Source organism: Rhizobium esperanzae, assembly GCF_002204185.1.
GTDB classification, from domain to species: Bacteria; Pseudomonadota; Alphaproteobacteria; order Rhizobiales; family Rhizobiaceae; genus Rhizobium; species Rhizobium esperanzae.
The window spans coordinates 299,698-313,204 of sequence record NZ_MXPU01000001.1 but is presented as its reverse complement, the minus strand read 5'-3'; the positions used below and the strand labels follow the sequence as shown (position 1 = coordinate 313,204).

General features: G+C 62.7%; 17 protein-coding genes and 1 pseudogene. 7 read left to right on the top strand and 11 right to left on the bottom strand.

Annotation, left to right across the window (positions count from 1 at the left end; translation table 11 throughout):
- The gene (locus B5E41_RS01550; RefSeq protein WP_020920164.1) at positions 1-591 is read left to right on the top strand and encodes an NAD(P)H-dependent oxidoreductase; all 591 of its coding nucleotides are present in this window, start codon (positions 1-3) and stop codon (positions 589-591) included.
- On the opposite strand, the gene B5E41_RS01545 is transcribed toward B5E41_RS01550, so the two are convergent.
- Positions 592-1,089 (bottom strand): MarR family winged helix-turn-helix transcriptional regulator, encoded by a 498-nt coding sequence (locus tag B5E41_RS01545; RefSeq protein WP_020920165.1) that lies wholly within the window; start codon positions 1,087-1,089, stop codon positions 592-594.
- A gap of 81 nt (positions 1,090-1,170) precedes the next feature.
- Here B5E41_RS01545 and B5E41_RS01540 point away from each other — a divergent pair, with 81 nt between their 5' ends.
- Entirely contained in the window at positions 1,171-2,082 is a 912-nt protein-coding gene (locus B5E41_RS01540; RefSeq protein WP_020920166.1) for an EamA family transporter, read from the top strand.
- On the opposite strand, the gene B5E41_RS01535 is transcribed toward B5E41_RS01540, so the two are convergent.
- On the bottom strand, positions 2,030-3,283 hold the full coding sequence (locus B5E41_RS01535) for an aminopeptidase (protein ID WP_088390499.1): 1,254 nt from the start codon (positions 3,281-3,283) through the stop codon (positions 2,030-2,032). The two genes, B5E41_RS01540 and B5E41_RS01535, sit on opposite strands and share 53 nt — an antisense overlap.
- 130 nt (positions 3,284-3,413) lie before the next feature.
- Complete coding sequence (locus tag B5E41_RS01530; protein ID WP_088390497.1) at positions 3,414-4,097, bottom strand: glutathione S-transferase family protein; 684 nt, start codon at positions 4,095-4,097, stop codon at positions 3,414-3,416.
- 81 nt (positions 4,098-4,178) lie between these two features.
- Here B5E41_RS01530 and B5E41_RS01525 point away from each other — a divergent pair, with 81 nt between their 5' ends.
- A complete protein-coding gene (locus tag B5E41_RS01525) occupies positions 4,179-4,622 on the top strand; it encodes a MarR family winged helix-turn-helix transcriptional regulator (RefSeq protein ID WP_088390495.1) in 444 nt (147 codons plus the stop codon).
- Here B5E41_RS01525 and ybaK read toward each other — a convergent pair whose 3' ends face one another.
- From ybaK to B5E41_RS32070, 4 genes and pseudogenes are all read right to left on the bottom strand, one after another.
- Entirely contained in the window at positions 4,623-5,096 is a 474-nt protein-coding gene (gene ybaK, locus B5E41_RS01520) for a Cys-tRNA(Pro) deacylase (RefSeq protein WP_088390758.1), read from the bottom strand.
- A gap of 10 nt (positions 5,097-5,106) precedes the next feature.
- Positions 5,107-5,457, bottom strand: coding sequence for an ArsC family reductase (locus tag B5E41_RS01515; protein ID WP_088390493.1), 351 nt, complete (start codon positions 5,455-5,457; stop codon positions 5,107-5,109).
- Positions 5,458-5,547: 90 nt separating this feature from the next.
- Complete coding sequence (locus tag B5E41_RS01510) at positions 5,548-6,609, bottom strand: succinylglutamate desuccinylase/aspartoacylase family protein (RefSeq protein ID WP_088390491.1); 1,062 nt, start codon at positions 6,607-6,609, stop codon at positions 5,548-5,550.
- Positions 6,610-6,701: 92 nt separating this feature from the next.
- Positions 6,702-7,065, bottom strand: a pseudogene (locus B5E41_RS32070) (2'-5' RNA ligase family protein); the annotation flags it as partial.
- A 115-nt stretch (positions 7,066-7,180) separates the two neighbouring features.
- Here B5E41_RS32070 and B5E41_RS01500 point away from each other — a divergent pair.
- Positions 7,181-7,744: a methylated-DNA--[protein]-cysteine S-methyltransferase gene (locus B5E41_RS01500; protein ID WP_088390489.1), complete on the top strand. Its 564-nt coding sequence runs from the start codon at positions 7,181-7,183 to the stop codon at positions 7,742-7,744.
- 16 nt (positions 7,745-7,760) lie between these two features.
- Here B5E41_RS01500 and B5E41_RS01495 read toward each other — a convergent pair whose 3' ends face one another.
- Genes B5E41_RS01495 through B5E41_RS01485 form a run of 3 tightly spaced genes read right to left on the bottom strand, consistent with a single transcriptional unit; the run spans position 7,761 to position 9,801 of the window.
- Entirely contained in the window at positions 7,761-8,495 is a 735-nt protein-coding gene (locus tag B5E41_RS01495; RefSeq protein WP_088390487.1) for an SDR family oxidoreductase, read from the bottom strand.
- A gap of 36 nt (positions 8,496-8,531) precedes the next feature.
- Positions 8,532-9,383: an oxidoreductase gene (locus B5E41_RS01490; protein ID WP_176439320.1), complete on the bottom strand. Its 852-nt coding sequence runs from the start codon at positions 9,381-9,383 to the stop codon at positions 8,532-8,534.
- A 43-nt stretch (positions 9,384-9,426) separates the two neighbouring features.
- Positions 9,427-9,801 carry an Atu4866 domain-containing protein gene (locus B5E41_RS01485; protein ID WP_020920176.1) on the bottom strand — a complete coding sequence of 125 codons (375 nt, stop codon included), beginning with the start codon at positions 9,799-9,801 and terminating at the stop codon, positions 9,427-9,429.
- 124 nt (positions 9,802-9,925) lie between these two features.
- Between B5E41_RS01485 and B5E41_RS01480 the strand changes: the two genes are divergently transcribed.
- The 3 genes from B5E41_RS01480 to B5E41_RS01470 all read left to right on the top strand — a co-directional run bounded on the left by B5E41_RS01480 (position 9,926) and on the right by B5E41_RS01470 (position 12,406).
- A complete protein-coding gene (locus tag B5E41_RS01480) occupies positions 9,926-10,822 on the top strand; it encodes a LysR family transcriptional regulator (protein WP_088390485.1) in 897 nt (298 codons plus the stop codon).
- Between the two features lie 144 nt (positions 10,823-10,966).
- On the top strand, positions 10,967-11,821 hold the full coding sequence (locus tag B5E41_RS01475) for a helix-turn-helix transcriptional regulator (RefSeq protein WP_088390483.1): 855 nt from the start codon (positions 10,967-10,969) through the stop codon (positions 11,819-11,821).
- Positions 11,822-11,860: 39 nt separating this feature from the next.
- Positions 11,861-12,406 (top strand): YbhB/YbcL family Raf kinase inhibitor-like protein, encoded by a 546-nt coding sequence (locus tag B5E41_RS01470; RefSeq protein WP_088390481.1) that lies wholly within the window; start codon positions 11,861-11,863, stop codon positions 12,404-12,406.
- Positions 12,407-12,809: 403 nt separating this feature from the next.
- Here B5E41_RS01470 and B5E41_RS01465 read toward each other — a convergent pair whose 3' ends face one another.
- Positions 12,810-13,340 carry a dihydrofolate reductase family protein gene (locus tag B5E41_RS01465; protein WP_088390479.1) on the bottom strand — a complete coding sequence of 177 codons (531 nt, stop codon included), beginning with the start codon at positions 13,338-13,340 and terminating at the stop codon, positions 12,810-12,812.
- Positions 13,341-13,507: the final 167 nt, after the last annotated feature.

The window sequence follows — 13,507 nt, the reverse complement described above, 5'->3', positions numbered from 1 at the left end:
ATGCGGATCCTGCTGGTGCTTGCCCATCCGCTGCCGGAAAGTTTCGCCGCCTCGGTGGCGCGCACGGCTCGCGAAGCCTTGGAAGCCTCCGGCCATGCCGTCGACCTCGTCGATCTCTACGCTCAGAATTTCGATCCACGCCTCTCCGAAGCCGAGCGCCGTGCTTACTTCGATGTGCCCTACGGCACCTCTGATGTGGCCGATATGGTTGCCCGGCTGAAGGCGGCCGATGGTCTCGTCCTCGTCTTTCCGCAGTGGTGGTTCAATTTCCCAGCCATCCTGAAAGGCTTCTTCGACCGCGTCTTCGCGCCAGGTGTGGCCTTCACGCATGATGCCGCCGGTGGCCGGATCGTGCCGGAGCTCACCAATATCAGGCTGCTCTATGCGCTGACGACGACGGGCTCGCCCTGGTGGCTGGTGCATTTCTATATGGGCAATCCCGTCCGCCGCCTGCTGAAGCGCGGTATCGCCAGCTTCTGTTCGAAAAAGCTCGTCTTCCGCATGCTGAGCCTGCATGACATGGACCGGGCCACGGAAGCCAGGCGCAAGGCGCATCTGGAGCGTGTCCGCAAGGCGCTCGCCGCCATTTGACTATTCGAAATCCGCGAGGAATTTCTTCAGCAGCCGGTCAAACTCGGCCCTGTCCCCGGCCGTCAGGTTGCGCGTCAGCCGCTGCTGATTGGCGACATGGGCGCCGACCGCCTCTTCGACGGTCGCAAGCCCCTTTTTGGTCAGCGCGATCAGCACGCTGCGCCGATCCTGCGGATTGACGATGCGCTCGACCAGGCCCGCCTTCTCCAACTGGTCGATCCGGTTCGTCATTGTGCCGGAGCTGACCATCGTCATTTCCAGGAGCTCGCCCGGCGAAAGCCGATGGGGTGCGCCGGAGCGGCGAAGTGTGGCCAGCACGTCGAAAGCAGAGGTGGAAAGTCCGTGCTGCATGAGCACGGCCTCGACTTCGCGGCCGAGATGGGTGCCGAGGCGCTTCAGGCGCCCGAGAATGCCCATCGGTTCGACGTCGAGGTCCGGCCGCTCGCGCCGCCATTGCGCCAGGATCCGGTCGACATGATCTTGCTTCTGTTCACTCATGCCATATGGATAGCAGTAGACATCTTGACGTCAAGATAAATTGCGCTATGTTGAATTTATCTTGATATAGAGATTCTTGATATGAAGACAAATTCGCGATATTTCGCCGACGTGCTGATCACCGCCGTCGCTCCGGCCATCTGGGGCAGCACCTATTTCGTCACGACATCCTTCCTGCCGCAGGGCTATCCGCTGACTGTTGCGATGCTGCGCGCCCTGCCGGCGGGCCTGCTTCTGCTGCTCATCGTCCGCAGGCTGCCGACGGGTGTCTGGTGGGGCCGCGCCTTCACTCTCGGCGCGCTGAACTTCTCGTTCTTCTGGGCGATGCTCTTCGTTTCGGCCTATCGGCTGCCGGGTGGCGTGGCGGCCACCGTCGGCGCCGTGCAGCCGCTGATCGTCATCGCCTTGTCGCGCCTTTTCCTCGGCAAGCCGATCCGGTTTCTCGCCGTTGTCGCCGGCCTGATCGGCATGTCGGGGGTGGCGTTGCTGGTGCTGACGCCGAATGCCGCGCTCGATCCTGTTGGCGTCGCTGCCGGTCTCGCCGGCGCAGTCTCCATGGCCTTCGGCACGGTGCTGAGCCGCCATTGGCAGCCGCCCGTTTCCAGCCTGATTTTCACTTCTTGGCAGTTGACGGCGGGCGGCATCCTGCTCGTGCCCGTCGCTTTCGTGCTGGAGCCGGGGCTTCCCATGCCGACGACGGCCAATATTCTGGGCATCGCCTATCTTGGCCTCATCGGCGCGGCCTTCACCTATCTGCTGTGGTTTCGCGGCCTGTCGCGCATCGAGCCCTCGGCCGCAGCATCGCTCGGCTTTCTCAGCCCCGTCGTCGCGACCCTGCTCGGCTGGCTGGCGCTCGGCCAGAGTCTGACGCCGGCGCAGATCGCCGGCTTCGCTATGGTGCTCGCCAGCGTCTGGCTCAGTCAGCGCACGATGATGCCGCTCAGGCCCATTCGCCCTGCCGCATCACCGGAACCCGCGAGCCGTCCGGTGTGATGCCGTCGATATCGACCTTGTCGGACCCGATCATCCAGTCGATGTGGATCAGGCTGGAATTGCCGCCCTGCGCCTTGATCTGCTCCTGGCTCAGGGTCGCGCCGTTCAGGAAGCACTTGGAGTAGCACTGGCCGAGCGCGATGTGGCACGAGGCGTTTTCGTCAAACAGCGTGTTGTAGAACAGGATGCCGCTCGCCGAGATCGGCGAGGAATGCGGCACGAGCGCCACTTCGCCGAGCCGGCGCGCACCCTCGTCGGTATCGAGCACCTTGTTCAAGACTTCTTCGCCGCGTGTCGCCTTAGCTTCGACGATCCGCCCACCTTCGAAGCGCACCTGGATATTGTCGATCAGCGTGCCCTGGTGCGACAGCGGTTTGGTGCTCGAGACATGACCTTCGACCCGTAATGCATGCGGCGTGGTGAACACTTCTTCGGTCGGAATATTTGGATTGCAGGTAATGCCGTTCTTGGCGGTGGAGGCGCCGCCGTGCCATTCATGCCCATCGGCAAGGCCGACTGTCAGATCGGTCCCCGGCCCCTTGAAATGCAGCGAGGCAAAACGCTCGCCGTTCAGCCAGGCCGAGCGCTTGGCGAGATTGGCATTGTGCTCCGCCCAGGCGGCGACGGGGTCGCTGACATCGACACGCGAGGCGGCAAAGATCGCCTTGGCGAGCTTGGCGATCGCGATCGGCTCCGGGTCGTCGGGGAAGACCACCTTGGCCCAGGAAGGGTTGGGATAGGAGACGATGTTCCAGTTGATGTCGAAATTCGAGATCTTTTCCAGCGCCGGCTTATAGGCGGTTGATGTGGCGCGATTGGCGCGGCCAACCTTGCCGGCATCCTGTTCGGAAAGCAGCATCGGATTGTCGCCGGCGACCGCCAGACGGGCCGCTCCGTTGGCATAGGCCTTGGCCATGCCCTCGTAGAGCCAGTCGGAGGCGCGGTCGAAGCTCTCGTCGCTGCCATATTGGAAGCGCGCCAGCGTCGTTTCCTCGTCGGAGTAGAAGGTGCTCACCAGCCCGGCGCCGGCCTGATAGGCGTGTTTGGTGATGAGGCGCACAAGCGGCAGCGCCACAACAGGCGCGGTGATCACCAGGTCCTGGCCCTTCTGCAGCTGCAAACCGACCTTGACGGCGACTTCCGCGAGCTTCTCCAGCTTGACGGGATCAACGGTGTTCTGGCTCTGGGGCATGAAAGTCATGGTTCAACCTGCCTTCTGTCATCGACGCTAAGAGGCTGAAAGACTTAGACCGGTTTGCGGCGAAAATGAAGCGTAGAGCTGCCGATTTGAAAGCGGCCGGGCACCATGCCCGACCGCCTTCGCGCAAGCGTCAAGCGGCGGCAGGCAGCCTGAGCAGGATCGAACTGTGCTTGTCGAGGAACTCCATCAGCCGCTGCGGATAATCTTCGCCGACGGCGTCTTTCACGCTTCGCCGTTCGCCGAGCGCGCTCCGCCAGCGCGTCACCCGCTCGAGCCCCTCGAAGATGCCGCGATCTCCGAGCCTCTCGAAAACATCGAAATACCGAAAGATCGGCGCGAAGACGGCATCGACGAGGCTGAAGCTGCTGCCTGAAAAATAAGGTCCATCCGCGAGTGCTCCTTCGAGCGTCGTGAACTTGGCGATGAGCGCCTTGCGCTTGGCCTCCAGCTGTTCCACCTCGGTGGCCGTTTCGTAGCCCCAGAGATCGGAAAGCACGGACGATCCGAATTCCATCCATCCGCGATGGCGGGCGCGGGCAAGCGGATCGGCAGGATGCAGGGCAGATCCCGCCTGCGTCTCCTCCAGATATTCGCAGATGACGCTGCTTTCGAAGAGGATGGCCTCGCCGCCTTCCTCTTCCCCGATCCTCAGCAGCGGCACCTTGCCGAGCGGCGAGATCTCAAGGAACCAGTCCGGCTTGTTGGCAAGGTCGATGTTGATGCGCTCGAAGGGAACACCCTTTTCGCGAAGCGCGATCGCGGCGCGTTGCACATAGGGGCAGAGATGGTGGCTGATGAGGGTAAGCCTGCTCATGAACGTCTCCTCGCTGTTTAATAGATGCATTTGCATATAATAGCGCTTGCGGCTTTGTGCAAGATAAATGTATTTGCATATATGATGGAAAAGACACCGAAGCCGAGCGAAGCCGCCACCTCTGCGTGGACCAGCATCATGCGCGCCCGCGAACGGCTGCTCGCTGCGATCGAAGCCGATCTGAAAGCGGCCGGCATGCCACCGCTTGCCTGGTATGACGTGCTGTGGGAACTGGCGCGCGCAAAAGACGGCAAGCTGCGACCCTACCAGATCGAGGAGCGGACCTTGCTGGCGCAGTATAATCTTTCCCGGCTGATCGACCGGCTGGAAAGAGAGGGAGTGGTCCGGCGCGAAGTCTTCGCTGGGGATGGCCGCGGGCGCTGGATTCTGATTACCGATGCCGGCCGAACGCTTCGCACGCGGATGTGGACGGTCTATGCCGCAGCGATCGAGACCCATGTCGGCAGCAAGCTTGCGGAAGACGAGGCGAAGGCGATTTCCGGTCTGCTCGCTCGTTTCCTCTGATCAGGCAATCAATAACGCGCCGACCGCTTTCAATGCCTTCAGTGCATCCTTCGGATCGAGCCGCACCTGCAGCCCGCGCTGTCCGCCATTGATATAGACGAGCGCTTCGGCGAGAACGGTCTCCTCGATCGCCGTCGCCACGGCCTTCCTCTGGCCGAAGGGGCTGATGCCGCCAACATGGTAACCGGTCAGCCGCTCGGCATCGGACGGCTTCATCATATTGGCCGACTTGCCGCCAAAGGCGCTGGCGAGTTTCTTCATGCTGACTTCGCGATCCGACGGCACGACAACGCAGACCGGCTTGCCATCCACCTCGGCCATTAGCGTCTTCAGCACCCGCTGCGGCGTCTCACCCAGGGCTTCCGCCGCCTGCAGTCCGACGCGCTCCGCGCCTGGGTCATAATCATAGGTGTGGATGGTGAAGGCGACGCCTGCCTGTGAAAGAGCCTGTGTCGCGCGCGTGGTCTTGGACATCTGGGCTCTGTCAGTCTGCGAATGTGCCGGCATAAATCTCCGGCTTGAAGCCGATCAAAAGCTTGCCTTCCGTCTCCAGCACCGGCCGCTTGATCATCGAGGGTTGGTCGAGCATCAGTGCGATCGCCTTTTCCCGGTTCAGGTTCTCACGCTCGGCATCGGGCAGTTTGCGAAAGGTGGTGCCGGCGCGATTGAGCACCGTATCGAGGCCGGCCGTGTCGATCCAGGCTTCGAGCTGGGCGCGGTCGATGCCGAGCGCCTTGTAGTCGTGAAACTCATAGGCGACGCCATGTTCTTCCAGCCAGCTGCGGGCTTTCTTCATCGTGTCGCAATTCTTGATCCCATAGATGGTGACGGCCATACCAGATCAGTCTCCCTTTGATGGCAGCGGGATAGCATGCGCAAGCGCCAGCGCAAACGCCGCCCGGCATTTATCCCCGGCAGTGCCTGCTCAACTCTCCAGCGTGCCGGCCTTGCGTGCGGCCTTGCTCGGCCGGGCGCAGACGATCTTCATCAGGTCGCCGCGCCGGCGCACCAGCCGATCCGAGGTTCGGGTCAGGATCAGCCCATCCTGCGGCGCGTGCAAATCGATGCTGCCGTCAGGCTGACCCGGCCGGGTGACGATCGTCGCCAGAAGCTCGCCCTCTGCAACCCTGTCGCCGATCGTGCGATGGAAGAGCACGGCGCCGCCTTGGGGAGCGCGAATGATCTCGACATTGTCGAGCGGCACGGCGGGACCGGCAAACACGGCCTGCGCCATTCTTTCGTCGCTGACGATCCCCCGTTCGGCGAGGAAACGCCAGAGCCCATCCGCATCCCGCTTCGCCAGCGCCGGATCGACGTCGCGCTTGCCGCGCAACTCGACGGTGACCGAAAGCTTGCCCGGGAGCCGCGGTTGTCGTTCGCCCGGAACCGCATATTTCCACGCAAAACCGACGGCTTCCTCGAAGGCCGAGCTTTCGCCATCCGAAAGCAGCACCGCCTCCATGTCGAGTGCACCGGCAAGATCGACTGCCTCCGGCCAGAAAGCCTCATCGATATAGGCATATTGCAGCGATTCGTCGTCGCAGTGCAGATCGAGGACGAGATCCGCGCCGAGCGCCATATCCAGAAGCTGCCGCTTCAGCCGATCGGCAGCCGGATAATCATTGAGATCTTCCGTCAGCATTGCCCGATCGGTGGCGCTGATCAGCGGAAAATCGCGGTTGAAATTGGTGCGGGAACCGAGATCGAAACGGCCCTGCAATTCGCCGAAATGCGATTGCGCCGTGCCGATCGGGTTGGCCTGCGGCACGATGGTGATGTCGCCGGCGACCGCGCCTTCGCTTTCCGCTCGCCGCAGACGTTCGCAAAGGAAATGCAGAAGCGCCGTTCCCGGCAGCTCGCCGGCGTGAAGCGCCGCCTGGACATAGGCCTTCGGAGCCTTTGGATCACGGCCCACAAAACGCAGCACCGGCAGCCGCCACTCCGTTCCCGGCGTATCGCCCGGGATAATGATCTCCGAAACGTCCATGTTTTTGTCTCGCTTGCAATCGAACAGCTTTTCCGAGTTTTATGCGCGGAAATCCGGCTCGCGCAAGCCACGGTCGATGGACATCGTTGCGATCAGCCAAGCAGCGGCCAAAGATCGATGATCCGGTGTTCGGTTTTTCCGAGAACGCTGTGAATGAGCAGGAACTCCAGCGCTGCCCGTGAACCGGCCTGTCGAGATTTGCAGGCGGCACCCCCTGCGGTCGTAAAGCAGTGTCATATGCGGCGTGAAATCCGGTTTGACATAGTGCGGCAATCCGGCATTGTGCATGCCGACCCCGAGTTGAACATGCAGTCGGATGAGCGCTTTCCGCCCGCCTTCGCCGCAAAGGATTAGAGGTTGCGCCTTGCCTTCCCGTCTGAAGCTCCTGATTCTGTCGAAGGTGATCGCGATCGGCGCACCCTCGACCGTGGCGCCGGCCTGGCGCGCCGCGAAGATCCTCCGGCAAAATGGAAGAGCAAGAACGAAAAGGGAACATACACGCAAGAAACGGGTTGAAACAGCAGTCGCTCCGTACGATTTTGGTGTTAATCGAAAACGCGGAGGCTGTGTCATGGCCGAGACGATACATCACTATCTCATCTTCGAAACCACCGGCGGCTTCTGCGGCATCGCCTGGAGCGACGCCGGCATCGCCCGCTTCCAATTGCCGACGAAAACCGCGGAAGCGACCGAACGGCTGCTGCTGCGCCGCCTGCCAGATGCCCAACCCGGCGCGCCGACGCCTGAGGTGCTGGACACGGTCGCGGCCGTAAAGCGCTATTTCCAAGGCGAGGAAACCGATTTCTCCGGCGTCCAACTCGATCTTGCCGGCCAGGATGCCTTCTTCCGGGATATCTACGCGGCGGCAAGGCGTGTCGGCTGGGGCAGCACGACCACATACGGAGCGCTGGCGAAGGAGCTTGGCGTCGGGCCGGAAGCGGCCCGCGATGTCGGGCAAGCGATGGCGAAAAACCCGGTTGCGCTGATCATTCCCTGCCACAGGGTGCTGGCCGCCGGCGGCAAGATCGGCGGCTTCTCCGCTCCCGGCGGTTCGTCATCGAAGGCCCGCATGCTGGAGCTCGAAGGCGTCAGCCTCGCCCCGCCGCCGCCCGCCCAGCAATCGCTGGGTTTTTAGGCGGGATGCCGGCAGCTCAATGCGGGCTGGCCGTCGGCCGGACGATGATCTCGCTGACATCGACGTCATCGGGCTGGCTGATGGCGTAGAGGATCGCATTGGCGACGGCTTCCGGGCTGATGGTGATGGCCCTGAAAGCCTTCATCGCATCCCGCGCGGTCGGATCGGTGATCGTCTCGGCCAGTTCCGAGGTCGTCGTGCCGGGAGAAACGACGGTGACGCGGATGCGATTTGTCTCCTGTCGCAGTCCGTCCGAGATTGCCCGCACCGCGTATTTCGTCGCGCAATAGGCGGCGGCCGTCGGCGAGACGCTGTGGCCGCCGATCGAGGACAGGTTGATGATCTGCCCCGATCCCTGTGCCTTCATGATCGGAAGAGCGGCCGCGATGCCGTAGAGAACGCCCTTGATGTTGACGTCGACCATCCGGTCCCATTCCTCGACCTTGAGGGCGTCGAGCGGCGAAAGCGGCATGACACCGGCATTGTTGACGATGACATCAAGCCGGCCGAACTCGGATCTGGCAAAGCCGGCAAAGGCTTCTACCTGGGCACGGTCGGTGACGTCGAGTTTTCGCAGACGCACCGTTCCCCCTCCGGCTTCGATTTCGCCGGCGAGCGCCTCCAGACGCTCGCTGCGGCGCGCGCCGATCACGATCTGTGCTCCGGCGGCGGCCAGCACTTTTGCCGTGGCCTCTCCGATGCCGCTGCTGGCTCCGGTGATGGCAATGACTTTTCCTTCGATATCAGACATTTCAAGCTCCTGAGCAGGTTGAGAGTTTCGTGATGGTCAATTCGGAAAATCGGCGCTGAGCGTGGTGTCCGCCCAGGCATCGAAATTGGCGCGAAGCGTATCGAGCCGTTCACGGGCGATCTTCAGGGAAGCTGCCCCGAGCAGCAGGCGCAGCGGCGGTTCGCCCGCCTCGAAGGCCGATATGATGGCGCTTGCCGCGCGCGCGGGATCGCCCGGCTGATTGCCGGAGATTGAGCGGGTGGCCTGGCGCCGCTTGCCGGCGGTCTCGGCATAGTCTTCGATAATTATGCCGGATTCGACCATCGAGCGGCCGGCCCAATCCGTGCGGAAGCCGCCGGGCTCCAGGATCGTCACGCGGATGCCAAGCGGCCCGACCTCATGGGCCAGCGATTCCGACAGGGCTTCGACCGCAAACTTGGTGGCGTGGTAGTAGCCGGTAGCGGCGAAGGCGACGAGCCCCCCAAGCGAGGAGACGTTGAAGATATGCCCCTGCCGGCGTAAGCGCATGCCGGGCAGAACCTCTTTGGTAACGGCGATCAAGCCGAAGACATTGGTCTCGAACTGAGCGCGGATCTCGGCATCCTCGCCCTCCTCGATTGCCGAGAGATATCCGTAGCCGGCGTTGTTGACGAGGACATCGATGGCGCCGAAATGCGCCTCGGCGTCGCGGACCGCAGCAGCGACGGAGCGGCCATCCGTCACGTTGAGGGCGAGGGCCAGCGCCCGCTCCCCATGCGCTGCCGTGAGATCGCCGAGCGTATCGGGCCTGCGCGCCGTAATGGCAGCGCGCCAACCGCGTGCCAGGACCGCTTCGGCGAGTGCCCGGCCGAGGCCGGACGATGCACCGGTGATGAACCAGATGGGTGTGGTGGAAGACATGGTCGTCATCCTTTCCGGCCGTCCTATGCGGCCTTTTCGGTGTGCGGGCGAGTCATTTGCGGCGAAGCACCATGCCGCCATGATGGAGCGTGTTGTCGTCGACGAAATCGCCGTCGGCAGTGAAGCCCGTATCGTCCCAGTATTCGATATGTGTTCCGGTGACTTCGTAGCGTCCGCGATAGGCGCTCTCCCGGCTCCCACGGGCCTCGTCGTAGCGATTGTCGGGCAGGAGTTCGTGTCGGACGCGGCCGTCGTCGGTGACCCATACTCCGACATAGGGATGTTGCTGCATGGTGTTCTCGCTTGGCTGTTGGAACTTGGATTTTCGCTCGTTCGAGGCGTCGGCCGACCACGCCGGCATCGCCGTGCCGGTCAGAATGATGGCGGTGAAGAGATGCAGAACTGGGCTGTCGTAAAACTTTTCCATCGCTCTTCCTTTCGACGCGGGCAGCACTTGGGGCTACGTCCCTTGACCTCGACAGGAAGATAATCTTGGCGAGCCGCGAGATTAAGTTGCCAATGCCGAATGGCTTGGTTAGCATTGCTAACCAATGGCCGATGACCTCGAAGGCATTTCAGTCTTTCTCGCCGTAGCGGAGGCGCGGAATTTCCGGCTCGCCGGCGAGCGTCTCGGCGTGACCCGCTCCGCCGTCAGTCAGGCCCTGCAGCGCCTTGAGGACCGGCTTGGTGCGCCCCTGGTTCAGCGCACGACGCGCAGCGTCAACCTTACCGAGGCCGGCGAAGTCTTCCTCGAGGCGGTTCGTCCCTCGATGCGCCAGGTCAGGGATGCGATGCAGACGGTTCGCGACATGCAGGCGCGCCCGAGCGGTCTGCTGCGAATCACCGTTTCCTCCATCGCCGAGCGCTTCCTGTCCGGCACATTGCTGACCGGATTCCTGCAGGCCTGCCCGGGCATCAAGCTCGATATCACCATCACCGATGACGAATTCGACATCGTCGAAGCCGGCTTCGATGCTGGTGTGAGACTGGGCGAGGTGATCGAGCAGGACATGATCGCGGTACCGGTGTCCGCCCCTCAGAGGCAATGCTCAGCCGCATCCCCGGGCTATCTTCAACGTCACGCTCCTCCTCGGCACCCTCGCGACCTGCAGAACCACGCCTGCATCGGGTGGCGGCCACGACCGGACACCGCACCCTATCGCTGGGAGTTCACGGAGAACGGCCGCGATTTCGACGTCGCCGTCGACCCCATGGTCACGACCAATGACATGGGCATGATGATCCGCATGGCCTGCGCCGGGGCCGGGATCACTTTCGGCATGGTGGAAACCTTCCAACCTTATGTCGACCGCTGCGAGCTCGTGCCGCTGCTGGAGGAATTCTGCCCACCGTTTCCGGGCTTTTATCTCTACTATCCCAAGCGCCAGAGGCAGCCACTGAAGCTGCGCGCGCTGGTCGACTATGTGCGCCGGTCAGCCGGTCGTTAAGCCCCTGGCCCAAGTCCTGGCTCCGGGCCCAAGGTTGCTGACGGCACGTGGCTTTGATATTCCCGAGCCTCCAGGTCCATGGCGAGCGGGCGGCGTCACCGATTCCGCGATCGCCGTTCTGGCTATCCCGCTGGCGGAGAATCTATGCGCGACGACGTCTTTCCTATCCCGACCAGGGCGTTGATCCGCCAGGGTGGGCGAGCCTGCTTCTACCGCCTCGTCAACACCACTCCCCTGTTGATCCAGGTCCAATCGGGAACGAAGATCGTCATGTCGGACGACAAGCCTTTACGACTAGAGGCCGGCGACTACGGCCTGCTGCCCGACTACAGGCCGTTGACGATGGAGAATATTCCCAAGGCGCCGCAGAAATATCAGACCCTGGCCCTTCCAATTCCGCGACAGCTTTTCGAGGACGCATATGATAGGATGGGATCGGTCGCCGTGCCATCGAGACCTCTTCCCGCCAGCACCTCAGGCCTGCCGGAGGAAGCTGCGGCATTGTTCGAGTATTGCTGCCAGCCGGGCAATCTGGCGCGCCTTCCCGGCGCTATCGCCAAGGCTCGCCTGATGGAACTCGTCATCTGGTTCGCGCTCCGCGGGGCGGTGCTCGGCCGATGCGAAAGCTCCCGGCTTGAGGACCGGTTGAGGCAGATGATCGAAGCTGATCCCGCCGCCGCCTGGACATTGGCCCAAGCTGCGCGCTTGTTCAACATGAGCGAGGCGACGCTGAGGCGCAGGCTCTCCGGAGAGAATACCGCCTTCAGCGAGATATTGACCGATACCCGAATGAATCGCGCTCTTGCACTCATTCAGACCACGACATTGCCGATGGCCCAGGTTGCGCTGGAGGTCGGATATGACTCACCTTCGCAATTTTCAGCACGTTTCAAGGAGCGGTTCGGCGTCAGCCCGCGCCATGTACGCAGCGGCACCGAGCAGTTTGAGCGGATCGGGGCAGAAATTGAGCAGAGCGGGGCAGATGCACTTGCGCGGTGACGGTAGTTTCCCGGCATCGTCAACCACAGGAGAACAGCAATGCGTTTGATCACAGCAGCACTTATGGCCGCATCCGTCTTCGGCGCCACGGCCGCTCACGCCGAAATGAAACTCACCTCGAAGGACCTGGCCGCCGGCAAGGCCATGGCCGACGCGCAGGTCTTCAACGGCTTCGGCTGCTCGGGCAGGAACATCTCGCCGGAACTGGCCTGGTCGGGCGCGCCAGAGGGAACCAAGAGCTTCGCCGTCATGGCGTACGATCCGGATGCGCCCACAGGTTCCGGCTGGTGGCATTGGTCGGTGTTCAACATCCCGGCAAAGACTTCGGAGATTGCCGCTGGCGCGAGCGGTGACAAAAAGCTTCCCGCAGGCGCCGTGGAAGGCCACACCGATTTCGGCACCTCCGGATATGGCGGCGCATGCCCGCCGGCCGGCGATAAGCCGCACCGCTACCAGTTCACAGTCTACGCGCTCAAGGTGGACAAGCTTCCGCTTCCCGAGACGGCGCCGGGCGCCATGGTCGGCTTCTATGTCAGGGCCAACACGCTCGACAAGGCCTCGATCGAAGTCACTTACGGCCGCTGAGGCCGGCCCTGGATCCGCAACATCCGTGCATAACAAAGGCTGGCCGCGGTGACTGAATCTCGGCCGGCCTGCGCGCTGAGGCAAGCGTAGGCATTCAAGAGAGCCTCATCCTTGTGCCCCGCAGTGGCCTCGAAGGACGAGGCGGGTGTGCGGCGCAGAGGGATGCCAGAAGCAATGTTGCGGCGTGCTTCGAGGCTACGCCCTATGGGCTTCGCACCTCAGCATGAGGGAGGTTGGAGGATGCCGCGTTCATAGCTGCAGGCGCGAGAGGTGCGCGCCGCCCCCAAAGAGAGCCACGTTGGAGGATGCTGCGGTTTCCGTTCCGCCCCGGCGAAGCCATCAGGAAGCAGTCAGGCTGCGCCCACTCCATCTTCACCGGCAAGTTTACTTGCCGTTCCTGAAGTTAGGCAGGAACATAGGTCAGCTTGATCACATTCTCGTCGACCCGATCATGGCTCACAAGGCGGAGCGGCGGCCGGGGACCGGCGAAATAGGGTTTGCCATGGCCAAGCACGACGGGATGCAGGTAGATGTGATACTCATCGATCAGGCCGAGTTCGGTAAGGCTTTGCGCCAGATCAGGACCGGCAACTTCGATCTCCCCGTCGCGCTCGGCCTTCAACGCGCGGATCGCGCCCTCGAGATCATTCCCAACAAGCCTGGCGTTGGGGCCGACCGAGGTCAACGAACGCGAGACCACCCATTTCGGCTGGTTCCGCCACGCCGCTGCGAAGGCCTGTTCCTCGGCATCCCATTCGGGATGATCGTCATCCCAATAACGCATGACCTCATACATCCGGCGGCCGTAGACGCTGCCCGCCTGCCTCTGAGCCCCCTCGATGAAGTGGTGGAAGAGGGTGGGGCTTGGCGCGAATTCCATATGGTCGACGTAGCCGTCCAGCGACTGGTTCATCCCGAATACGAGCTTAGCCATGCCAACTTCCCTTCTTGAACGGAGCATCCGTGTGAGTTCGGCTGCGCAGCGATGGCAAGGAAGCTAGATCAACTGATTGTGAATTGCAATTTGTTTTGAGTGCGCACAACTCCTGCCGGACGGATAGCGGCAGGCGCTTCGTTGAGCTTGATCCGCCTGATTCAGCG